This is a genomic window from Blastococcus litoris (assembly GCF_003075095.1).
Taxonomy (GTDB): domain Bacteria; phylum Actinomycetota; class Actinomycetes; order Mycobacteriales; family Geodermatophilaceae; genus Blastococcus_B; species Blastococcus_B litoris.
Genome location: NZ_QCZF01000001.1, coordinates 271991 through 292686, shown reverse-complemented (window position 1 = coordinate 292686; position 20696 = coordinate 271991). Strand labels below are relative to the sequence as shown.

The following is a 20696-nucleotide window of genomic DNA, read 5'->3' as shown; positions in this document are numbered from 1 at the left end:
GTCCGTCCGGGCGGACGCCCCGCACCCCCCGCCGTCCCTAGCTTTTCGGCCATGACTTCCGACCTGATGACCCCGTCCACCACGACCGCCGCCGAGCGCCCCGCCCGGTCCGCCGGCTCGCTGCTCCTGCCGATCGCCGGCGGCGCGCTGATCGCCGGCTCGCTGCTCTACGTCGCGGGCATGGCCACCTCGCCGCCGGCGGACTCCATGGCCGACGCCGACTACATCGCCTCACTCGCCCGGGACCCCGGGCAGACGGCTCTCTCGGCCCTGCTCCTCCACTACGGCAACATGGCGCTCGGCCTGGCCTGGCTGGCGGTCCCGACGCTGGTCCGCGGCGTCAAGGGGCGCATCCCGACGATCGTCGGCGCGCTGATGTCGGCCATCGGGCTGGTCACCGTGGCGGGCTTCGTGCTCTACGACTTCTGGACCGGCGGCATCGGCCGCGAGCTGGACGCGGGCACCGCCGAGGCGCTCTTCGGCACGGTGAACGCCGACCCCGGTCTGGCCGTCGTCGGCATCGTGACGGTGCTCGGCCTGGTGGGACCGCTGATCGGCTACATCGGGCTCGCCCGGGCCGGGGTCACCAGCTGGTGGCTCGTGGTCCCCGTCGTCGCCTCGCTGGCGGCGTCGGCGGCGATGGAGTTCCAGCCGCTGACCTTCGCGGCCTTCGCGCTGGTCGGCGCGATCCCGGCCGTCGTGGTGGGCCTGCGCATCATCGGTCGCCGCAAGGCCGAGGAGGCCGTCGCGGTCTGAGCACCCTCCCTCTCGGACGCTCGTGCTCTGCCCACCCAGGTGGGCAGAGCACGAGCGTCTGCGGGGCTCTCCGGTCAGCCCTCGGCGAGCTCCGAGGCGACCAGCCAGTCCTCCTCGACCTGCTCCTTCTCCGCCTGCAGCGCCTTGAGCTGCGCGTCGAGCTCCGCCGCCTTCGCGTAGTCGGTGGCGGCCGCGGCGAGCTGCTCGTGCAGCTTCTTCTCGTCAGCGTCGAGCTTGAGCATCCGCCGCTCCAGCCTGCTCGCCTCCTTCTTCGCCGCCCGCGCCTCGGCCGCCGACACGGCCGGGGCCGCGGTGGACGGCGAGCCCACCGGGCGGGGCCCGGCGTCGCCCGACGCCGTCGTCAGCGGAGCACCTCCCGCCGCGCGGCGCCGGAGGTACTCGTCGACCCCGCCCGGCAGCTCGGCGAGAGAGCCGTCGCCGAGCAGGGCGACCACCTTGTCGCAGACCCGGTCGACGAAGTAGCGGTCGTGGCTGACCACCAGGACCGTCCCGGGGAAGCTGTCGAGCAGGTCCTCGAGCGCGGTCAGCGTGTCGATGTCGAGGTCGTTGGTCGGCTCGTCGAGCACGAGCACGTTCGGCTCGCCCATGAGCAGCCGCAGCAGCTGCAGCCGGCGGCGCTCACCGCCGGACAGGTCGCCGACCGGGGTCCACTGCCGGCTGGCCGCGAAGCCGAAGCGCTCGGCCAGGGACGACGCCGAGATCTCCTGGTTGCCGATGCGGGCGATGCGCGCGACGTCCTGCACCGCCTCCAGCACCCGTGCCCGCGGCGGCAGCTCCGCCACGTGCTGCGACAGGTACGCCGGCGCGACGGTCTGACCGACCACGACCGTGCCCGAGTCGGGCGTCGTCTCGCCGACCAGCAGCTTCAGCAGCGACGTCTTCCCGGCGCCGTTCACCCCGACGATGCCGATCCGGTCACCCGGGCCCACGTGCCAGGTCAGGTCCCGGAACAGGGTCCGCGGACCGTCGTCCGTCGGCACCGCGTAGTCGACGTCCTCGACGTCGTAGACGGTCTTCCCGAGCCGCCGGGCGGCGAAGCCCTTCAGCGCCATCGAGTCCCGCGGCGGCGGCTCGTCGGCGATCAGCGCCTGCGCCGCCTCGATGCGGAACTTCGGCTTGCTGGTGCGGGCCGGCGGGCCCCGGCGCAGCCAGGCCAGCTCCTTGCGCACCAGGTTGAGGCGCCGCTCCTCGGTGACCGAGGCGATCCGCGCCCGTTCGGCGCGGGCCAGCGTGTACGCCGAGTAGCCGCCCTCGTAGGCGTGCACGTCGCCGTCGGCGACCTCCCACGTGGTCGTGCAGACCTCGTCGAGGAACCACCGGTCGTGCGTGACGACGACCATCCCGCCCGCGCGCGCCTTCACGTACTCGGCCAGCCAGGCCACGCCTTCGACGTCCAGGTGGTTGGTGGGCTCGTCGAGGACGAGCAGGTCCAGCGGGCGGATCAGCTGGGCGGCCAGGGCCACCCGGCGCCGCTCACCGCCGGACATGGGCGCGACGGGGGCGTCGAGGCCGAGCCGGTCGAGCTCCAGGCCGGTGAGCACCGAGCGCACCGCCGGGTCACCGGCCCACTCGTGCTCGGCGGCGAACATCGACGGCGGCAGGACGACGTCGCGCACCGTCGTCCCGGGCGGGAGCGTGCCGGACTGGTCCAGCACGCCCATGGCGAGGTCGCCGCGCCGGGTGACCCGGCCGGAGTCGGGCTCGTCGAGGCCGGTGAGCAGCGACAGCAGCGTGCTCTTGCCGCCGCCGTTGCGCCCGACGACGCCGATCCGCTCGCCCGCGGCGACGCCCAGGGACACGTCGTCGAGGACGACCGTCGTGCCGAAGGCCTTGTGCACCCGCTCGAAGTTGACCAGGTTCAGGGGTGCGCTCATCCCCTCCAGTGTGCTTCATCGCGATGCAGCACGGAGGGGGCGGCGTCAGGTCACGCGCTGGACGAAGGAGAGCGCGGTCCGCGCGACCTGTTGCCACCCGTGGTCGATCGTGAGCGAGTGGCCGCGGTCGGGCATCTTCACGATCTCGGTCAGGCCGGGGTTGCGCCGCTGCTGCTTGTAGGCGGCGTGGGCGATCGCCCAGGGCACGGTGTGGTCCTTCTCGCCGTCGATGATCAGGAGCGGACCGCGGTCGGGGTTCCTCGTGTCGACCTTCGCCTCCGTCCACGGGTTGAGGTTCGCGTTGCCCATCTGGACCAGCGCCATCCCCGAGCCCGCGACGTGGAAGCGGTCGTAGAGCTCCCTCGCCTCCGCCTCGTCCAGCGCGTTGGCCCAGCCGTACCGGAACTGGTCGTAGGTGAGGGTGACCGCCCGGCCGCGCGTGCGCGGATCGAGCAGCAGGGGGCCCACGCCCTTGAGCACCGAGAGCGGCAGCGGCAGGACGCCGCGGAAGATCCCGGGGTCGATGGCCACGGTCGCCGCGGCCAGCCCCCGGCCGGCGAGCATCTGCGCGACCAGGCCGCCGGTCGAGTGCCCGATCAGCACGGGCTTCTTCTCCAGGGCCGCGACGACCTCGGCGGTGTGGTCGGCGATCTGGTTCAGCGACGTGCCGCCGAGCACCTCGGGCTCCGCCCTGGCCGCGTCGACGGTCACCGGGTCGTCCGGCCAGTCCGGGGTCAGCGGCGCGTAGCCGGACTGCCGGAAGAAATCGGCCCAGGCGTCCCAGCTGCTCGGCAGCAGCCAGAGGCCGTGGATGAAGACGACAGGCGTGTGGCCCGAGGCGTTGGCCGCCTCGACCTCCGCGGTCTCCCGGTCCGACATCGACGCCATGGGGCCCTCCGCTCGGTGGAGTGGGTGCGACCGTAGCGAGGTCGGTGCGTCGGCAGGAGGTCCGGCGGCGCGGTCCGTCGTTGCGGTTCAGGCCAGGCGGGTGACCTCCACCGTCACCGTGTGCCCCTCGCTCCTCGGGCCGGAGAACAGACCCTTGAACGGCGGGACGTCGCCGTAGTCGCGTCCCCGCCCCAGGGTCACGTGCCGGGTGCCGACCTCCACGGAGTTGGTGGGGTCGAACGCGTTCCAGCCGCCGTCCCACCACTCCACCCAGGCGTGGCTCTCCCCGGTCACCGGCACGCCGATCTCCGCGCCCGGCTTCGGGTGCAGGTAGCCCGAGACGTACCGCGCCGGCAGCCCGAGCCCGCGCAGGAGGCCGACGGTGACGTGCGAGATGTCCTGGCAGACGCCCTGCCCCTTGGCCCACGCCTGCATGGCGTTGGTCTTCACGTTCGTCGACCCCGAGAGGTAGGCGATGTGGTCGTGCACGAAGCCGCACACCAGGCGCCCGGCCTCGTGCGGGTGCGCCTCGCCGACCGCGGCGCGCGCCTCCGCCACGACGTCGTCGTCCATGGCGGTGAGGGCCGTCGGGGTGAGCAGCTCGCCGAACTGCTCGCGCACCTCGCGGGCCGCCAGGCCGCTCCAGCCCACCCGGTCGTGGCCGCCGAGGTCGGGACCCGCCTCGACGATCGACGTCCCGGTGACCACGAGCTCCGGGTGCGGGGTGTGCAGGTCGAAGGCGGTGACCGTGGAACCCCAGTAGTCGCGGTAGGCGTAGGCGGTGGCGGCAGGCTCGATCTCGACCTTGGAGCGCAGCGTCGTCTGGCGGTTGCTGTTCTCCGGCGTCAGCCGTGCCTCGTTGTAGCTCGACCGGACCGGCCCGCTGTAGTGGAACCGCGTCCGGTGCACGACCTGCAGCCGCCACCGGTGCGGGGCCGGCCGCGGTGCGGACGCCTGCGTCTGGGTCTGGCCCTGGGTCTGCGTCATCAGCCGGCCTCCTCCGGCACCCACACCTGCGGTGCCTGCTCCGTGAAGAAGCGGTGGGTCACCGCGGCGCTGGCCGCCGAGCAGGTGCGCTGCAGCTCCTCCAGCCGCGACGGCAGCTGCGCGAGCAGCTCGGGCGGGCTCATGAACTCCAGCATCGTGCGGGCGCGGCCGACGATGCGGTGCGCCTCGCCGGCGACGCCGATGCGCGCGGCGTCGCGCACGGTCGAGCGCTCAAGCTCCGCCAGGCACCCTTCTGCCTGCTCGAGCGCGGCGAACACCGACCGCGGGAACAGCCGGTCCAGCAGCAGGAACTCCGCGGCGCGGCTGGAGTTCACCATCCCGCGGTAGGTGCGCAGATAGGGCTCGTACGCGCCGGTCGAGCGCAGCACCAGCGTCCAGGACGGCGCCGCGTCCCCGGCGAGGATGCGGGTGGAGATGATCCGCGAGGTCATGTCCACCCGCTCCAGCGAGCGGCCCAGGATGAGGAACAGCCAGCTCTCGTCGCGGCTCATCGTCGCGTCGGCGAGCCCGAACACCATGGCCGAGCGCTCGCGGACGAAGCGGAACAGCGAGTGCGGCCCGTACCGGCGGGCCATCGTCCGCTGCTGGGGCAGCGCGTTGTGGGTGACGTTCAGCGACTCCCAGATCTCCGCGCTCAGCACCTCGCGGGCGCCGCGGGCGTTCTCCCGCGCCGCCGACAGCGCACCGACGATCGAGCTCGGGCTGGTGCGGTCGAACGCGAGGGTGGCCAGCACGCGCTCGGTGTCGGCCTCGGCGTCCGGCACCGGCGAGCCCATCAGCGCCAGCAGGTTCGCGCAGGCCAGCCGCTCGTCGATCCACGGGTCCTCGACCAGCCGCTGGGTGTGCACGTCGAGGATGCGGGCGGTGTCGTCGGCGCGCTCCACGTAGCGGCCGATCCAGAACAGCGACTCGGCGATCCGGCTCAGCACGACGGCACCGCCCCTTGCTGCTGCTGCTGGGACTGGCCGACGACCGTGTCGTTCAGCGGTCCGGGGTCCTGCGCCGGCGGGTCGTCGGGCAGGTCGGCCGCGGTGAACTCGATCGTCGTCAGCTCGGGCACGTCGGTCTCCGCGGTCTGCCGCGGCGGGCTGATCACCCAGGTGTCCTTGGACCCGCCGCCCTGGCTCGAGTTCACCACCAGCTCCCCCTCCGGCAGCGCGACGCGGGTCAGACCGCCGGGCAGCACCCACACCTTCTCGCCGTCGTTGATGGCGAAGGGCCGCAGGTCGACGTGCCGCGGGGCGATCCGGCCGCCGATCAGCGTCGGGGAGGTGGACAGCCCGATCGGCTTCTGCGCGATCCAGTCCCGCGGCCGCGCCCGCACCTTGACCGCGAGTTCGCCGAGCGTCTTCTCATCCGCCTTCGGCCCGATGACGATGCCCTTGCCGCCGGACCCGTCGACCGGCTTGAGCACCAGCTGGTCCAGGGACCCGAGCACCCATTCGACGGTGTCCCGCTCGTCGAGCCGGTAGGTGTCGGCGTTCTGCAGCACCGGCTCCTCGCCCAGGTAGTAGCGGATCAGGTCCGGCACCCAGGTGTAGAGCAGCTTGTCGTCGGCGACCCCGTTGCCGACGGCGTTCGCGATGGTCACCCGCCCGGCCCGCGCCGCGTTGAGCACGCCCGCGCAGCCGATCACCGAGTCCGGCCGGAAGTGCACCGGGTCGAGGAACTCGTCGTCGATGCGGCGGTAGATGACGTCGACGCGCTGCTGCCCGTCCGTCGTCCGCATGCTGACCTGGTTGCCCGCGCAGACCAGGTCGCGGCCCTCGACCAGCTCGACGCCCATCTGGCGGGCGAGCAGGGCGTGCTCGAAGTAGGCCGAGTTGTAGACGCCGGGAGTGAGGACGACGACCGTCGGGTCGGCGACGTTGGACGGCGCCGACGCCTTGAGGGCGGCCAGCAGCCTCGTCGGGTAGTCCGCGACCGGCTCGATCCGGTGGTCGGCGAACAGCTCCGGCAGCACCTGGCTCATCGCCGCCCGGTTGGTGATGACGTAGCTGACGCCCGACGGCGACCGGAGGTTGTCCTCGAGCACGCGGAACTCGCCGGCCTCGTCGCGCACCAGGTCGATCCCGCTCACGTGCACCCGCACGCCGTTGGGCGGGACCAACCCGTGCGCCTGGCGGTGGAAGTGGGCGCTGGTGGTGATCACGTTGCGCGGGACCACCCGGTCGGTGAACACCTGCCCGGGGCCGTAGACGTCGGCGAGGAACGCTTCCAGCGCGTGCACCCGCTGGGCGACGCCGCGCTCGATGACGTCCCACTCCTCGGCGCCGATGACCCGCGGCACGATGTCGAGCGGGAACGGCTGCTCCTCCCCCGCGTGCGCGAACGTCACCCCCGCGTCGCGGTAGGTCTGCGAGAGCACGTCGGCGCGCGCGGCGAGCTCGTCGCCGGCCATCGGCTGCAGCGACGCGAAGAGGCCGGCGTACGCGGCCCGCGGCTCACCGACGCGGGCGAACATCTCGTCCCACTGCTCCCCGAGAACGTAGCCGTCGAAGAGGTCCGCCATGAGGACTGAACCTAGTGACGACGTGTGTCGCGCGCGTGTCGAAGCGTCAGCGCGCCACACCGATCCCGAGCCACGGCCGCAGCGCACCGCCGGAGATGAGCCGGCCCACCCGGCGGGCGTTCTCGCGGGCCTGGGCGAACTCCGGCCGGTCCCCGTGCCGGCGTTCCACCTCCTCGTCGACGGCGTCGGCCCGCTCCAGCCAGTCCGCCGGGCTGTCGGCGAGGTCCGCCTCGCCGGTCCCGCCCAGCGCGAAGCCGGCGCCCTCGAGCAGGGCCAGGAGTTCCCGCTCCTCGGGGAACTCGTTCCCGTCGGGCAGGGGCGGCGGCAGCGGCCCGGTGGCCACGAAGACCAGCAGACCGAGCCGTGCTCCTGGGGCCAGGCAGGTTGACGCCCTCGATGCCCGGGACGGCGAGCAGTACGCGGGCCTCGTCGACCGCGGCCGCGATGCCGGCCTCCCGCGGGTCGGGCGCGGCGAGAACCCGCTCGACGACGTCGTCGTCCAGGTGCAGGCCCGGGAACCGCTGCAGCACGCGCGCCGAGCGCTCGTCGGTGTAGACGGCGACGCCCGCGACGAAGGGCAGCGTCGCGCCGGCCGTCCGCGCCGCGGTGACGAAGGACGCCACGCGGGCCGGGCTGCTGACGTGGTTGAGCACGCACAGCTGCGCACCGGCCCGCTGCTTCTCCACGACCCGGGTCGGCCGCACGTCGACCGGCGGCGCCTCGGGCGACTCGGGGACGGCGACCGGCAGCCCGCGCTCGGCCGCGAGGGCGGCCAGGCGCACGCCGTCGAGGTCGAACACCTGGCTGGTGCCGGCACGCACGCCGGGCCCGCGACCGTCGCCGGTCACGCAGAGGACCCCCTCGACGCCCAGCGCCGCGAGCCCGGTGAGCTCCTGCTCCAGGACGACGCGGTTGCGGTCGCGGCAGGCCAGCGTCGTCCACAGCCGGGCGCCGGCCCCGATGGCCTCGGCGGCGAGCATGGTCGGCGGGAAGTCCGGGCGGTTGGCGTGCTCGCCCAGCAGCAGGCCGTCCGACACCGGCGCGAGGACGCCGACGATCCGGCGCACAGCCGCCGCGTCGAACGGGGGGACCGAGAGGTCGGTGAGCACGACGGGCGCGGGAACCGGGCGAGCGGGCGCCGGCGGCCCGGGCCAGCGGACGAGCGGCCGGTCGAGGAAGACGCACCGGTGCTCGGCCAGCTCGCACCGCCCGTCCGCGCGCACGCCGCCGCAGGGGCCGAAGACCATCCGCTTCGGGCAGCCGAGCCGTCCGGCGACGGTCGGCCCGGGCTCCACCACAGGGCCCTGCCCGTCAGATCACCGCCCTCAAACCCCGCGCTCGCGCCGGCCCGACTCGCGCCACTTCTCAGAACGTGCGGACGGACGAGGGAAGACATCGCGGTCCAGGCAGGTTACGGTGCCACTAGTTGAACTCTCAACCCAGGAGGCCGGCATGCCCGCCGTGACCGTCGAGGACACCACCACCCTGGCCCGCGTGCCGGTACCGGCTCCGGGCACCGTCCGCCGCCGCACCCGCTCCGTCACGACCGCGCCGTCGGGGTTCGAGGGCGAGGGCTTCCCCGTCCGCCGCGCCTTCGCCGGCGTCGACCTCCGCGACCTCGACCCGTTCATCCACATGGACCAGATGGGCGAGGTCGAGTACGCCCCGGGTGAGCCGAAGGGCACCAGCTGGCACCCGCACCGCGGCTTCGAGACCGTCACCTACATCATCGACGGCACCTTCGAGCACGCCGACTCGCACGGCGGCGGCGGCACGATCAGCAACGGTGACACCCAGTGGATGACGGCCGGTGGCGGCGTCCTGCACATCGAGCGCCCGCCGGAGCACCTCGTCGTCAGCGGCGGGCTGTTCCACGGGCTGCAGCTGTGGGTGAACCTGCCCAGGGCGCAGAAGTGGGTCGAGCCCCGCTACCAGGACCTGCGCGCGAACGAGTCGGTGCTGCTGGCCAGCCCCGACGCCGGCGCCCTGCTGCGGGTCATCGCCGGCGACGTCGCCGGCCACGTCGGGCCCGGTTCCACCTACACGCCGATGGCGATGGTGCACGCGACCGTCTCCCCCGGCGCCACCCTCGACCTGCCGTGGCGGCCGGACTTCAACGCGCTGGTCTACGTGCTCTCCGGCGCGGGCTCCGTCGGCATCGACGGCGCGCCTGTCCGCACCGGGCAGCTCGCCGTCCTCGGCCCCGGCGACACGGTGACCGTCAACGGCGCCGTCCACCAGGAGTCGCGGACTCCCGCGCTGGACGTCGTCGTGCTCGGCGGGGCGCCGATCCGCGAGCCGATCGCGATGTACGGGCCGTTCGTCATGAACACCCGTCAGGAGGTCATGGACGCGTTCACCGACTTCCAGGCCGGCCGCCTGGGATCGATCCCGGCGAGTTACGGCCGCCGCGTTCCGCACGAGGGCGTCCGGGGCGAGACTGACCAGGACGCCTAGGGGGATCCGATGAGCAACCTCGACCGCCGCCCGGCCGCCCGCGAGATGGGCGGCCTCGAGGTGACGCCGGCCGGCCCGGCCCTGGACCTGCTGCCCGGCAAGGAGGTGCTGCTGGGCGAGAGCACCCGCGTCCGGCGGCTGCTCCCGACGCTGGGACGGCGCATGGTCGGCGCCTGGGCGTTCGTCGACCACTACGGCCCGGACGACGTCACGTCCTCCCCCGGCATGCAGGTGGCGCCGCACCCGCACACCGGGTTGCAGACGGTGTCGTGGCTGCTGGAGGGCGAGGTGCACCACCGCGACTCGGTGGGCAGCGACGTCGTGTTCGGTCCCGGCCAGCTCGCGCTGATGACGGCCGGGCACGGCATCGCGCACTCGGAGCAGTCGCCGGCCGTGCACCCGCGCTACCTGCACGGCGCCCAGCTGTGGGTGGCGCTGCCCGACGCGCACCGCGAGGTGGCACCGCACTTCGAGCACCACGCCACGCTCCCCGGCTTCACCTCCGACGGGCTGACCACGACGGTGCTGATGGGCTCGGTCGGCGGCGCCACCTCCGCCGGAACCGCGTACAGCCCGCTGGTGGGTGCCGACCTGAAGCTGACGGCCGGCGCCGACGTCGAGCTGCCGCTGGAGCCGGACTTCGAGTACGCGGTGCTGGCTGCCGGCGGCTCGGCCACCGTGGAGGGTGCGCCCGTCGCGCACGGCTCGATGCTCTACCTCGGCACCGGGCGGCGGACCCTCCGGCTGCAGGCGGACGAGCCGGCCAGCCTGCTCCTGCTGGGCGGGGAGCCGTTCGAGGAGCAGCTGGTGATGTGGTGGAACTTCGTCGGCCGGTCGGGCGAGGAGATCGCCGAGTACGCCGAGCGCTGGAACGCGGAGGACGAGCGGTTCGGGACCGTGGTGGGCTTCGACGGCGACCGGCTGCCGGCGCCGGCGCTGCCGGCCATGCCGCTCAAGGCCCGCGGGCGCGTGCGGTGACCCCGGTCGACCCGAGGATGCTGGCGTTCGTCGCGGAGAACCGCTGGGGCGTGCTGGCCACCGTCAAGCGCGACGGCCGCCCGCAGCTGTCGAACGTCGGCTACGCCTTCGACGGTGACGTCGTCCGCGTCTCGGTGACCGCCGACCGCGCCAAGACCCGCAACATCGAACGGGACCCGCGGGTGACCCTGCACGTGGCGTCGAAGGACTTCTGGACGTGGGTCGCCGTCGAGGGCACGGCCGAACTGACGCCGGTCGCCGACGATCCGCACGACGCCACGGTCGACGAGCTGGTCACCTACTACCGCGGCGTCAGCGGCGAGCACGAGAACTGGGACGAGTACCGGTCGGCGATGGTGGCCGACCGGCGACTCGTCGTCCGGTTCCGCCCCGAGCACGCCTACGGTCAGCTGCCCGGCTGACCGCCGCCGTCACCCGGCCGGGTTCTGCATCACCTCGAACGGCGCGCCCCACGGGTCCTCGACGATCGCGAACCGCCCGAAGGGTGTGTCCGCCGGCGCCATGACGACCGTGCCGCCGTGCGACTCCACGGTGGCCACCGCCTCGTCGGTCGAGCCGACCGAGAAGCAGGTCAGCCACCCCGTGGGCATGCTCGGGTCGGCCGCCCCGAGCCCGCCCAGCGGGTTCCCGCCGGTGCCGAAGGTCGTGTAGTCGATGCCCTCCTCGGCGTGCTCCGGCGGCAGCTCGTCGAAGCGGAAGCCGAAGACGGCGGTGTAGAACTTCCGGGCGCCGGGGGCGTCGTCGGTCATCGCCTCGTTCCACGCCAGCGCGCCCGGCTCGTTGTGCAGCTGGTAGCCGGTGTGGGCACCCGCCTGCCAGACGCCGAACGGGTTGCCCTGCGGGTCACGGGCGATCACGAAGGTCCCCATCGGGCCGACCTCCATGGGCTCGACGAGGATCTGCCCGCCGGCGTCGCGGATCTTCGAGGCGAACGCGCCGGCATCCGCACCCGCGAAGTAGGTCATCCACGTGGGCGGGTCCTCGGGGTCTGCTGCGGGCCCATGCCGGCGACCGTCCGGCCCTGCAGCGTGGCGTTGAGGTAGCCGCCGAACTCCGGGTCTCCGCCGGTGTACTCCCAGCCGAACAGGGCCGTGTAGAACGCCTTCGCCGCGTCGACGTCGGGAACCCCGATGTCGACCCAGCAGGGTGTGCCGTCGGGCCAGGGGGTGTCTCGGGTGGGCATCGTTCCCTCCTCCGCAGATCGTGAGGCAGGTCACGGTGCCACCGGGGTCCGACAGTTCCCAGGAGCGCGTGCGTCAGAACCGGCCGCCGCCGGTCCCCCCGCCACCGAAGCCGCCTCCGCCGCCACCCCCGCCGAAGCCGCCACCCCCGCCGCCGAAGCCCCCGCCGAACCCGCCGCCGCCCCGGTTGCCCCCGAGCAGGATGCCGCCCAGCACGAGGCTGCCCAGGTCGACCCCGCCGCGCCGGTAGCCCGGGCCGTACCCGCCGCCGAAGCCACCGGGCCCTCCGTATCCACCGCCCCAGCTCGAGACGTCGTCCTGCGCGCGGTCGAGCGCCGACTGCGCCAGGGTCGTCGCCTGGTGCGCCTCCCGGAGTGCGGCCACCGGGTCGTCGCGGCCCATGTCGACGGCGACGTCGAGCCGGCGCTGCGCCTCCGCCAGCCGGGTGCGGGCCTCCGGGCCCACCGCGCCGCGGCGGGTGCTGATGAAGTCCGCGGCGGCGGCGATCGTCGACCGCGCGGTCATCACCGCCTGGTCGAGAGCCGCGGCGGCCCGCCGCTTCTGCGTCTGCGCATCGCGGGCGACCGCCAGCGCCTGCTCCAGTGCGATGTCGGCCTCCTCGAGCTGGCGCAGCGCCGCCAGCGGGTCCGGCCGGTCGGCGCCCATCAGCTCGTCGGCCGAGGCGAGCGCCGCCTCGGCGCGGGCGACCTGGGGCCCCAGCCCGCTGCCATCGCCTCCGCTGCTCAGCGAGCGCGCCTCGGCGACGTCCTTCTCGGTCTCGGCGCGGACGGCGGCCACCCGGCCGCCGGCGGCGTCGAGGTCGGCGGCCATGCGCGAGACGGCGTCCAGCAGCGTGGTGGTCTGGGCGACGGCGTCCTCCGCCGCCCGGATGTCGCCGACGGCGCTGCCCTTCTCGGTGGACGCCAGGGCCGCGCGCGCCTCCTGCACCTCCTGCTCCGCGGCGGCCAGCCGGGCGCGGGCCTCGGTGACGTTGTCGGCCACCGGCGCCAGCGCGGAGTCGGCGAAGCGCCGCTGCAGCTGGGCGAGGCGCTCCTCCTCCTGCGGGATGCGCGCGTGCAGCGAGGCGATGCGCGGGCCGAGGGCGTCCAGCACCTGCGGTGCGGTGTTCTCCAGGTCGCGCAGCTTCGCGAACGCCTCGGCCTGCTCGTCCAGGCGCGAGCCCGCGGCCCCGGTCAGCTGCAGCATCTCGCCGAGCATCTGCCGGGTGGTCGGCTCGTCCTCCGACACGTCGTCATCGAGCTGCTGGCGGATCATGAACGCCCGCGCGAGCTCGTCCTTCGACGTGGCGAGCGCCTGGTCGAAGCCGACGACGGCCTCCGGGCCGTACTGCACGCGGGCGTAGTCGAGGTCGAGCTGCGAGGTCTTCATGGCCTCGTCGAGCTCGAGCAGCGCGCTGCTCGCCCGGCCCTGCAGCTCCTCGGTGGACACCCCGGCATAGGGGTCGGGCCGCTCGAGCCGCGTCACCGGCGGGGGCTGCGACTCGCGCCTGCGCCGCCGGGCGCGCGAGACCAGGTACGCGCCGCCACCCACGACCGCGATCGCGCCGACGGCCAGCAGCGCACTCCCGCCGCCGTCCCCGCCGCCGGGCGCCTCGCCGGTGCGCACGATGTCGGCGAAGGCGACGACGCCGGCGTCCCAGTCGCCCTCCGAGAAGTCGGGCTCGACGGCCTGGCCGGCCAGCTCGTCGGCCTCGCTCGCCGAGACGTCGGCGTTGCGCGGCAGCGCGAACGTGTAGTTCCGGTCGTCGACGGCGATGGCGAGCAACGCGTCGGTGCCACCCAGGTCGGAGAGGCTGCCGGTCTCCTGGAGCCACTCGCCGGGCGACAGGTCACCGAAGGTGTCGACGGTGACGACGAAGAGCTGGACGCCGTCCTCCGCCTGCAGCTCCTCCAGCGCCGCGTCGACCGCGGCCGTGTCGTCGAGGACACCCGCCTCGTCGACCACCTGCTCGTCGAGCCGGAACGGCTCCTCGGCGAGCGCCGGCGCACCGGTCAGGGCGAGCAGCGCCGAAGCACCCAGGACGACGCACAGCCGGCGCACGGCCACCTCCAGCAGTAGGAGAGATCGACAGTACCGACGCGGCAGGCGTCCGGCGCCGTCGCGCGGGGTAGGGGCCGATCCGCCGTCCACCACCGAGGAGCGCCCGTGCCCGAGCCCGACCGTCTGCCTGCCGCCGACCTGCCGCCCGGCGCCGTCCGCCGCGCCGGCGACTGGGCGGTGGGGAACCGGGGCGACGACAGGTACTTCGCGGTGTCCCGGCGCTGCCGGCACCAGCTCGCCGACCTGTCCGAGGGCAGCATCGACGCCGACGGCTGCCTGGTCTGCCCGTGGCACCAGAGCCGGTACGACGTCCGCACCGGCGAGATGGTCGAGGGGCCGAGGGGCTTCCTCGGCTACCACGGACCGACGCCGGGCTACACCCAGCTGGTGCAGCTGCTCGGCCGCGTCGCCCGGCTCCGGGTGCGCCGCGCGACCCGTCGGGGCGACGACGTCGCCCTCGAGTAGGGCTCAGGCCCCGCGCAGCCCCGCGACCAGCGTCCGGACGACGGCACGCGCCTGCTCCAGCTCGGCGGCGGTCACGCCGGCGGCCCTGAGCACCGCCGCGCGATCGGTGTCCGAGGCCGCCACCAGCCGGCGCAGCACACCGCTGCCGGCGTCGGTGAGGGCGACGAGCGGCGCCCGCGCGTGGTCGGGATTGGCCCGCAGCTCCACCTGGCCGGCGGCGACCAGGTCGTCGACGACCCGCTGCACGCTCTGCCGGGCCAACCCCAGCCGGCGCGCGGCCGAGGCCACGGTCCGCGGCCCGTCGGAGACGACGCTCAGCACGTGCCAGCGCGCCGTCGTCTGCCCCTCGGCCCGGGCCAGCGCCTCGCTGGTACGACGGGACTCCCCCGCCAGCTCGTAGACGTCGGCCATCAGCAGCCGGTACGCGGTCAGGTCGTCGGACACGTTGACAGCATACTGTCAATAGCGCAGTCTGCTGCCATGATCCTGCGACTGTGGCGCGGCTGGACCGACCCCGCGCACTCCGCGGCCTACGAGCAGCTGCTCACCGGCACGATCGCGCCCGGCATCGTCGACCGCGCCGTCCCGGGCCTGCGCAGCCTGACCGTCTTCCGGAGGCACCCGGTGGAGCTCGACCCGGCGGCGGGCGGGGAGGTGCTCACCGCCATGACGTTCGACGACCTCGCGGCCGTGACGGCGTTCACCGGCGGTGATCCCCGCGGGTCCGTCGTCCCACCCGCGGCCCGGGCGCTGCTGGCCCGCTTCGACGAGCACTCGCTGCACTACGAGCAGGTCGCCGACTTCCGGCCGTGACCGCTCAGGTGGTGCGCAGCTGCTCCCACACGCCGCGGCGCCGCGCCTGCTCGTCCGGGTCGGGCACGGGCAGGGAGGCCAGCAACCGCTGGGTGTACGGGTGCTGCGGCGCACCCAGCACCTCGGCGCCCGTGCCCTCCTCGACCAGCTTGCCCTTGTAGAGCACCGCGATCCGGTCGGCCAGCAGGTCGACGACGGCCAGGTCGTGGCTGATGAACAGGCACGCGAAGCCGTGCTCGCGCTGCAGCTCGTCGAACAGCTCCAGCACGCGGGCCTGCACCGACACGTCGAGGGCGGAGGTCGGCTCGTCGGCGATGAGCAGCTCGGGCTCCAGCGCCAGCGACCGGGCCAGGCTGGCGCGCTGGCGCTGGCCGCCGGAGAGCTCGTGCGGGAACCTGTCGCCGAACGCCTTGGGCAGCTGCACCTGCTCGAGCAGCTCGTCCACCCGCTTGCGGGCGCCGCCGACGTCGCGGGCCCGCTTGTGCACCACCAGCGGCTCGGCGACCGCCTCGGCGATGGTCAGCAGCGGGTTGAAGCTGGACGCCGGGTCCTGGAAGACGAAGCCGATGCGCTCGCGCACCGGCCGGAACGCCTTCTCCTTGACGCCGTTCATCTCGGTGCCGAGCACCTGCAGCGAGCCGCCGGTGACCTTGGTCAGCCCGGCGATGGCCCGGCCGATCGTGGTCTTGCCGCTGCCGCTCTCGCCCACCAGACCGAGCACCTCGCCGGGCCGGATCGCGAAGTCGACCCCGTCCACGGCCACGAAGTCGGGCTGGCGCAGCCGGCCGGGGTAGACGATCCGGAGGTCCCGGGCCTCGACGACCGGCGTGGCCCCGTGCCAGTCGGCGGTGCGCGCGGCCGCACGCTCCTGCGTGCGGGCCCGACCCGAGCCCAGCTTCGGGACGGCGGCCAGCAGCTGCTGCGTGTACGGGTCCTGGGGCGCGGAGAACAGGGTGCGGACGTCTGCCTGCTCGACGATCCGCCCCTGGTACATGACGGCGACCCGGTCGGCCAGGTCGGCAACCACGCCCATGTTGTGCGTGATGAGCACGATGGCGGCGCCGAACTCGTCGCGGCAGCGGCGCAGCAGGTCGAGGATCTCGGCCTGCACGGTGACGTCGAGGGCGGTGGTCGGCTCGTCGGCGATGATCACGCCCGGGTCGAGCACCAGCGCCTGCGCGATGACGATGCGCTGCTTCTGGCCGCCCGAGAACTGGTGCGGGTAGTGGTCGACGCGCTGCTCGGGGTCGGGGATGCCCACCCGGCGGAGGACGTCGATCGCCTTCTCGCGCGCCTCCTTCTTGCTGTACTTCCCGTGCGCGCGCAGGCCCTCGGCGATCTGCCAGCCCACCGGGTAGACGGGGTTGAGCGCGGTCGAGGGCTCCTGGAACACCATCGCGGCGTCCCGGCCGCGGACCTGGCCCAGCGCGGCGCCGGTCAGCGGGACGACGTCCTGGGTCGTCCCGCCGTCCTTGCTGGTCAGCAGGATCGCGCCGCGGGTCAGCGCCGTCTCGGGCAGCAGGCCCAGGATGCTGCGCGCGGTCACGGTCTTCCCGCTGCCGCTCTCGCCCACGATGGCCAGGACCTCGCCGGCGGCGACACCGAGGCTGACGTCCCGGACCGCCTCCACGGTGCCGACGTCGGTCGCGAAGCTGACCGAGAGGTTCTCGATGTCGACGACATCGTTGACCGAGCTGGTCACTGCTCGAACCGCCTTCCCTCGTCGGGGCCTTCCAGCCCGGCCAGTCCGCCGGGAGCGGTCAGGGTTCCGCCCGGCACCACCGACACGTCGGCCGGGTCGGACGGGACGTCCGTCGCGCGGCGCCGGGTGCGCAGCCGCGGGTCGGCGAGGTCGTTGAGGCCCTCGCCCACCAGCGTGAGTCCCAGCACCACGAGCACGATCGCGGCGCCGGGGAACACCGACGTCCACCAGATGCCGCTGGAGACGTCGGCCAGGGCCTTCTGCAGGTCGTAGCCCCACTCGGCCGCGGCGGTGGACTCGATGCCGAAGCCGAGGAAGCCCAGCGCCGCCAGCGTCGACACCGCTTCGGAGGCGTTGATCGTGATGATGAGGGGCAGCGTCCGGGTGGCGTTGCGGAGCACGTGGCGGAACATGATCCGCCGGTGCCCGGCGCCGATGACCTTGGCCGACTCGACGAAGGCCTCGGACTTGATCCGGACCGTCTCCGCCCGCACGACCCGGAAGTACTGCGGGATGAACACGACGGTGATCGCGATGGCCGCGGCCATGATCCCGCCCCAGAGGCTGGACTCACCGCCGCTGATCGCGATGGCCACGACGATCGCGAGCAGCAGCGACGGGAACGCGTAGATCGCGTCGCAGATGACGACCAGGACCCGGTCGAGCCAGCCGCCGAAGTAGCCCGACACCAGCCCGAGCAGGACGCCGATGAAGAACGACAGCACGAACGCGACGACGATGACGTAGAGCGCCGTCCGCGAGCCCCAGATGACCCGGGAGAGCACGTCGTAGCCACCCACGGTGGTGCCCAGCAGGTGCGCCGACGACGGCTCCTGCTGCGCGCCGAACGCCCCGGCCGGGTCGCGCAGCTGGTCGTACTCGTAGGGCGCCAGCAGCGGCGCGAAGATCGCCGTCAGCACGAAGACGGCGCTGATCACGAGGCCGGCGACGAGCATGCCGCGCTGCAGGCCGACGCTCTGCCGCACCTGGCGGATCAGGGGGAAGTTCTTCCACCCGCGGTCGGTGCGTGCGCGGGAGGCCGCGGCCCCCGTCGTCGTTGCCGTGCTCATCAGTACCTCACCCGGGGGTCGATCAGGGCCGCGATGACGTCCACGAGGAAGTTGGTGACCGCCACGATGAGGGCCAGCAGCACGACGATGCCCTGGACGGCGACGAAGTCGCGCGCCTGCAGGTACTCGGTGAGCTGGAAGCCCAGGCCCTTCCACTCGAACGTCGTCTCGGTGAGGACCGCGCCCCCGAGGAGCAGCGCGATCTGGAGGCCGATGACCGTGATGATCGGGATGAGCGCCGGGCGGTACGCGTGCTTCTTGAGCAGCCGCCGCTCGGCGACGCCACGGGAGCGCGCGGCTTCGACGTAACCCATGCCGAGCGTGCCGATGACGTTGGTGCGCACCAGCCGCAGGAAGATCCCGGCGGTGAGCAGGCCGAGAGCGATCGCCGGCAGGACCGCGTGCTCCAGGACGTCGGTGATCACCTCGCCGTCACCGAGCCTGATCGCGTCGATCAGGTAGATGTTCGTGGGGTTGTCCAGCGTCTGCAGCTGGATCTCCGCGCCGGTGGAGGCCCGCCCGGCGACCGGCAGCCACCCGAGGTTCACCGCGAAGACGAGCTTCAGGATCATCCCGAAGAAGAAGACCGGGGTGGCGTAGCAGAGGATCGCGAACACCCGGAGGACGGCGTCGGGCCACCTGTCCCGGAGATAGGCGGCGAGCCGGCCCAGCGGGATGCCGACGACGAAGGCGACGATCAGCGAGTAGAAGGCCAGCTCCAGCGTGGCCGCGCCGAAGGTCGTGAGGATCTCGGTGACCGGGCGCCGGTCGCTGATCGCGGTGCCGAAGTCGCCGGTGAAGACGTTGCCGAGGTACTCGACGTACTGGGTGAGCAGCGGCCGGTCGTAGCCTGCCGCGGCCACGCGCTCGGCCAGCTGCTCGCCGGTGAGCCGGCCGCCCAGCGCCGCGGTGATCGGGTCACCGGTCGAGCGCATGAGGAAGAAGACCGTCGTCACCAGGATGAACACGGTCGGGATGATCAGCAGGAAGCGGATCAGCAGGTAGGTGCCCAGCCCGCCGCCGCCGCTGCGCCGTTCCTTCGGAGCCGCTACGGGGGGTGAGTCAGGAGCTGCACCGCTGCTGGTGAGCCCGGTGGTCGTCGTGGTCATCTCTCCCGCTCGTGTCGTCCCCGTACGTGCCCGACCCCGGGCGACCCGCTGTGCGGGTCACCCGGGGTCGGAGTGTGCTCCTGCTGTCCTGCGCGGGTGCGATCAGCCCTTGCTGAGCGCGCCGTAGCGGAACTTGAAGGACGCGTCGAGGGTGTCCTCGGCGCCTTCCACGTCCGCCCCGGTCACCGCGACCTGAGCGCCCTGCAGGTACGGCACCGTCGACAGGTCGTCGGCGACGAGCTCCTGGATCTGCTCGATCAGGGCCGTGCGCTCGCCCTCGTCCGCGGTGGCGGCCTGCTGCAGGATCAGGTCGTTGACCTGCTGGTTCTCGTAGTGGTTGCTCAGGAAGTTCTCCGTGAGGAAGAACGGCGTGAGGTAGTTGTCGGCGTCCGAGTAGTCCGGGAACCAGCCCAGCTGGTACGACGGGTAGACGTCCTCGGTGCGCTGCTCGGAGTACTGGACCCACTCCGTGGTCTGCAGGTCGACCGTGAACAGCCCGCTGGACTCCAGCTGGTCCTTGATCAGCGCGTACTCGTCACCCGAGGACGGGCCGTAGTGGTCGTTGGAGTACTGCAGGCTCAGCTGGACGGGGGTCTGGACGCCCGCCGCCTCGAGGACCTGGGCCGCCTTGTCGGCGTCCGGGCCACCGCTGCCGTCGCCGTACTTCTCCTGCAGCGGCGTGATGGCGCCGGTGAGGCCCTCGGGGACGAAGGAGTACAGCGGGGTGTAGGTGCCCTTGTAGACCTGGTCGGCCAGCTCCTCGCGGTCGATCAGGTTCGCGACCGCCTGGCGGACGGCGAGCGCCTTGGCCGGGTCGGCCTCGGGCGTCGTGGCGCCGAAGGGCTGGGTGTTGAAGTTGAAGACGATGTAGCGGATCTCGCCGCCGGGACCGTCGACGACCTTGACCTCGTCGTTGCCGCGCAGGTCCTCGATGTCGGTGGCCGACAGGCTGCGGAAGGCGACGTCGATGTTGCCTTCCTGGATGTCGAGCTTCAGGTTCGAGGCGTCCGCGTAGTACTTGACGTTGACCTGGTCGGTCTTGGCCTCGCCGAGGATGCCCTGGTAGTCCGGGTAGGCCTCGTACGACACCAGGTTGTTCAGGTCGTAGCTGGTGATGACGTACTGGCCGTGGAAGGCGTTGCCGTCGACGATCTCGTCGTCGGGGGTCAGCTCGTCGGCCGAGAAGACGTCCTCGTCGACGATCGGGCCGGCCGGGCTCGACAGGATCTGCGGGAAGACCTGGTCGTTCTCCGACTTCAGGTTGAACACGACGGTCGTGTCGTCGGGGGTCTCGACGCTGTCGAGGTTGTAGAGCAGCGACGACGGGCCGTTCTCGTCGGCGATCGCCAGCTGGCGGTCGAAGGAGAACTTGACGTCGGAGCTGGTCAGGTCGTTGCCGTTGGCCCACTTCAGGTCGGGCTTGAGGGTGACCGTGTACTGGGTCGGCGACGTGAACTCGGCCGACTCGGCGATGTCGGGCTCGACGTCGGGGCTGCCCAGCGGGGTGTTCATCAGGAAGGGGAACACCTGGTTCATGACGGCGAACGAGCCGTTGTCGTACGAACCGGCGGGGTCGAGCGTCGTGACCTTGTCGGTCGTGCCGATGGTGAGCGTGCCGCCACCGCCGCCGCCCTCGGAGCCACCGTTGTCACCGTCGCTGCCGCCGCACGCGGCCAGCACCAGGGCCGTCGCCGCGATGCCCGCCGTGGCGACGACGCGCCGACGGCTGCTCGATCGGGGAGTCATCCGTACCTCTGTCTTCGTGACGGCGGCGCGACGG

20 protein-coding genes and 1 pseudogene are annotated in these 20696 nt (G+C 73.1%); 6 read left to right on the top strand and 15 right to left on the bottom strand.

Annotated elements, in window-relative coordinates; all coding sequences use genetic code 11:
- Nucleotides 1-51: 51 nt before the first annotated feature.
- The gene (locus DCS98_RS01430; RefSeq protein ID WP_164704322.1) at nucleotides 52-756 is read left to right on the top strand and encodes a hypothetical protein; all 705 of its coding nucleotides are present in this window, start codon (nucleotides 52-54) and stop codon (nucleotides 754-756) included.
- Between the two features lie 74 nt (nucleotides 757-830).
- Here DCS98_RS01430 and DCS98_RS01425 read toward each other — a convergent pair whose 3' ends face one another.
- The 7 genes and pseudogenes from DCS98_RS01425 to DCS98_RS01400 all read right to left on the bottom strand — a co-directional run.
- Entirely contained in the window at nucleotides 831-2651 is a 1821-nt protein-coding gene (locus tag DCS98_RS01425) for an ABC-F family ATP-binding cassette domain-containing protein (RefSeq protein WP_116449561.1), read from the bottom strand.
- 45 nt (nucleotides 2652-2696) lie between these two features.
- Nucleotides 2697-3539 carry an alpha/beta hydrolase gene (locus DCS98_RS01420; RefSeq protein WP_206340044.1) on the bottom strand — a complete coding sequence of 281 codons (843 nt, stop codon included), beginning with the start codon at nucleotides 3537-3539 and terminating at the stop codon, nucleotides 2697-2699.
- An 87-nt stretch (nucleotides 3540-3626) separates the two neighbouring features.
- A complete protein-coding gene (locus DCS98_RS01415; RefSeq protein WP_116449560.1) occupies nucleotides 3627-4526 on the bottom strand; it encodes a transglutaminase family protein in 900 nt (299 codons plus the stop codon).
- Entirely contained in the window at nucleotides 4526-5476 is a 951-nt protein-coding gene (locus DCS98_RS01410) for an alpha-E domain-containing protein (protein ID WP_116449559.1), read from the bottom strand. The genes DCS98_RS01415 and DCS98_RS01410 overlap by 1 nt, the downstream gene beginning before the upstream one ends.
- Nucleotides 5470-7059, bottom strand: coding sequence for a circularly permuted type 2 ATP-grasp protein (locus DCS98_RS01405; protein ID WP_116449558.1), 1590 nt, complete (start codon nucleotides 7057-7059; stop codon nucleotides 5470-5472). Before DCS98_RS01405 ends, DCS98_RS01410 begins: the two co-directional genes overlap by 7 nt.
- A 46-nt stretch (nucleotides 7060-7105) precedes the next feature.
- Entirely contained in the window at nucleotides 7106-7402 is a 297-nt protein-coding gene (locus DCS98_RS23240) for a hypothetical protein (RefSeq protein WP_206340098.1), read from the bottom strand.
- A 124-nt stretch (nucleotides 7403-7526) separates the two neighbouring features.
- Nucleotides 7527-8306 (bottom strand): annotated as a pseudogene (locus DCS98_RS01400) (methylenetetrahydrofolate reductase); the annotation flags it as partial.
- A 205-nt stretch (nucleotides 8307-8511) separates the two neighbouring features.
- Here DCS98_RS01400 and DCS98_RS01395 point away from each other — a divergent pair.
- Genes DCS98_RS01395 through DCS98_RS01385 form a run of 3 tightly spaced genes read left to right on the top strand, consistent with a single transcriptional unit; the run spans nucleotide 8512 to nucleotide 10916 of the window.
- Nucleotides 8512-9516 (top strand): pirin family protein, encoded by a 1005-nt coding sequence (locus tag DCS98_RS01395; RefSeq protein ID WP_116449557.1) that lies wholly within the window; start codon nucleotides 8512-8514, stop codon nucleotides 9514-9516.
- A 9-nt stretch (nucleotides 9517-9525) separates the two neighbouring features.
- Nucleotides 9526-10494 (top strand): pirin family protein, encoded by a 969-nt coding sequence (locus DCS98_RS01390; RefSeq protein WP_116449556.1) that lies wholly within the window; start codon nucleotides 9526-9528, stop codon nucleotides 10492-10494.
- Entirely contained in the window at nucleotides 10491-10916 is a 426-nt protein-coding gene (locus DCS98_RS01385) for a PPOX class F420-dependent oxidoreductase (RefSeq protein WP_241037013.1), read from the top strand. Before DCS98_RS01390 ends, DCS98_RS01385 begins: the two co-directional genes overlap by 4 nt.
- 9 nt (nucleotides 10917-10925) lie before the next feature.
- Here DCS98_RS01385 and DCS98_RS01380 read toward each other — a convergent pair whose 3' ends face one another.
- The 3 genes from DCS98_RS01380 to DCS98_RS01375 form a co-directional block, all read right to left on the bottom strand.
- Nucleotides 10926-11480 carry a VOC family protein gene (locus DCS98_RS01380; RefSeq protein WP_241037011.1) on the bottom strand — a complete coding sequence of 185 codons (555 nt, stop codon included), beginning with the start codon at nucleotides 11478-11480 and terminating at the stop codon, nucleotides 10926-10928.
- The gene (locus DCS98_RS23480; RefSeq protein ID WP_241037009.1) at nucleotides 11477-11698 is read right to left on the bottom strand and encodes a VOC family protein; all 222 of its coding nucleotides are present in this window, start codon (nucleotides 11696-11698) and stop codon (nucleotides 11477-11479) included. Before DCS98_RS23480 ends, DCS98_RS01380 begins: the two co-directional genes overlap by 4 nt.
- 73 nt (nucleotides 11699-11771) lie before the next feature.
- Nucleotides 11772-13763 (bottom strand): TPM domain-containing protein, encoded by a 1992-nt coding sequence (locus DCS98_RS01375; protein ID WP_241037007.1) that lies wholly within the window; start codon nucleotides 13761-13763, stop codon nucleotides 11772-11774.
- A 99-nt stretch (nucleotides 13764-13862) separates the two neighbouring features.
- On the opposite strand from DCS98_RS01375, the gene DCS98_RS01370 reads away from it, so the two are divergent.
- The gene (locus tag DCS98_RS01370) at nucleotides 13863-14222 is read left to right on the top strand and encodes a Rieske (2Fe-2S) protein (RefSeq protein WP_116449554.1); all 360 of its coding nucleotides are present in this window, start codon (nucleotides 13863-13865) and stop codon (nucleotides 14220-14222) included.
- 3 nt (nucleotides 14223-14225) lie between these two features.
- Here DCS98_RS01370 and DCS98_RS01365 read toward each other — a convergent pair whose 3' ends face one another.
- Nucleotides 14226-14666: a MarR family winged helix-turn-helix transcriptional regulator gene (locus tag DCS98_RS01365; RefSeq protein ID WP_241037005.1), complete on the bottom strand. Its 441-nt coding sequence runs from the start codon at nucleotides 14664-14666 to the stop codon at nucleotides 14226-14228.
- A 36-nt stretch (nucleotides 14667-14702) separates the two neighbouring features.
- Between DCS98_RS01365 and DCS98_RS01360 the strand changes: the two genes are divergently transcribed.
- Nucleotides 14703-15035, top strand: coding sequence for an antibiotic biosynthesis monooxygenase (locus DCS98_RS01360; RefSeq protein WP_116449553.1), 333 nt, complete (start codon nucleotides 14703-14705; stop codon nucleotides 15033-15035).
- A 4-nt stretch (nucleotides 15036-15039) separates the two neighbouring features.
- Here DCS98_RS01360 and DCS98_RS01355 read toward each other — a convergent pair whose 3' ends face one another.
- From DCS98_RS01355 to DCS98_RS01340, 4 genes are all read right to left on the bottom strand, one after another.
- Nucleotides 15040-16737 carry an ABC transporter ATP-binding protein gene (locus DCS98_RS01355; protein ID WP_116449552.1) on the bottom strand — a complete coding sequence of 566 codons (1698 nt, stop codon included), beginning with the start codon at nucleotides 16735-16737 and terminating at the stop codon, nucleotides 15040-15042.
- Complete coding sequence (locus tag DCS98_RS01350; protein ID WP_116449551.1) at nucleotides 16734-17807, bottom strand: ABC transporter permease; 1074 nt, start codon at nucleotides 17805-17807, stop codon at nucleotides 16734-16736. The genes DCS98_RS01355 and DCS98_RS01350 overlap by 4 nt, the downstream gene beginning before the upstream one ends.
- Nucleotides 17807-18916 (bottom strand): ABC transporter permease, encoded by a 1110-nt coding sequence (locus tag DCS98_RS01345; RefSeq protein WP_116449550.1) that lies wholly within the window; start codon nucleotides 18914-18916, stop codon nucleotides 17807-17809. Before DCS98_RS01345 ends, DCS98_RS01350 begins: the two co-directional genes overlap by 1 nt.
- A 102-nt stretch (nucleotides 18917-19018) precedes the next feature.
- Nucleotides 19019-20662, bottom strand: a complete 1644-nt coding sequence (locus DCS98_RS01340) for an ABC transporter substrate-binding protein (protein WP_116449549.1) — start codon at nucleotides 20660-20662, stop codon at nucleotides 19019-19021.
- Between the last annotated feature and the right edge of the window lie 34 nt (nucleotides 20663-20696).

Coding starts and splice junctions, on each gene's coding strand:
- DCS98_RS01430 (WP_164704322.1), top strand. CDS start 52: ATGACTTCCGACCTGATGACCCCGTCCACCACGACCGCCGCCGAGCGC.
- DCS98_RS01425 (WP_116449561.1), bottom strand. CDS start 2,651: ATGAGCGCACCCCTGAACCTGGTCAACTTCGAGCGGGTGCACAAGGCC.
- DCS98_RS01420 (WP_206340044.1), bottom strand. CDS start 3,539: ATGGCGTCGATGTCGGACCGGGAGACCGCGGAGGTCGAGGCGGCCAAC.
- DCS98_RS01415 (WP_116449560.1), bottom strand. CDS start 4,526: ATGACGCAGACCCAGGGCCAGACCCAGACGCAGGCGTCCGCACCGCGG.
- DCS98_RS01405 (WP_116449558.1), bottom strand. CDS start 7,059: ATGGCGGACCTCTTCGACGGCTACGTTCTCGGGGAGCAGTGGGACGAG.
- DCS98_RS01395 (WP_116449557.1), top strand. CDS start 8,512: ATGCCCGCCGTGACCGTCGAGGACACCACCACCCTGGCCCGCGTGCCG.
- DCS98_RS01390 (WP_116449556.1), top strand. CDS start 9,526: ATGAGCAACCTCGACCGCCGCCCGGCCGCCCGCGAGATGGGCGGCCTC.
- DCS98_RS01380 (WP_241037011.1), bottom strand. CDS start 11,480: ATGACCTACTTCGCGGGTGCGGATGCCGGCGCGTTCGCCTCGAAGATC.
- DCS98_RS23480 (WP_241037009.1), bottom strand. CDS start 11,698: ATGCCCACCCGAGACACCCCCTGGCCCGACGGCACACCCTGCTGGGTC.
- DCS98_RS01360 (WP_116449553.1), top strand. CDS start 14,703: ATGATCCTGCGACTGTGGCGCGGCTGGACCGACCCCGCGCACTCCGCG.
- DCS98_RS01350 (WP_116449551.1), bottom strand. CDS start 17,807: ATGAGCACGGCAACGACGACGGGGGCCGCGGCCTCCCGCGCACGCACC.
- DCS98_RS01345 (WP_116449550.1), bottom strand. CDS start 18,916: ATGACCACGACGACCACCGGGCTCACCAGCAGCGGTGCAGCTCCTGAC.
- DCS98_RS01340 (WP_116449549.1), bottom strand. CDS start 20,662: ATGACTCCCCGATCGAGCAGCCGTCGGCGCGTCGTCGCCACGGCGGGC.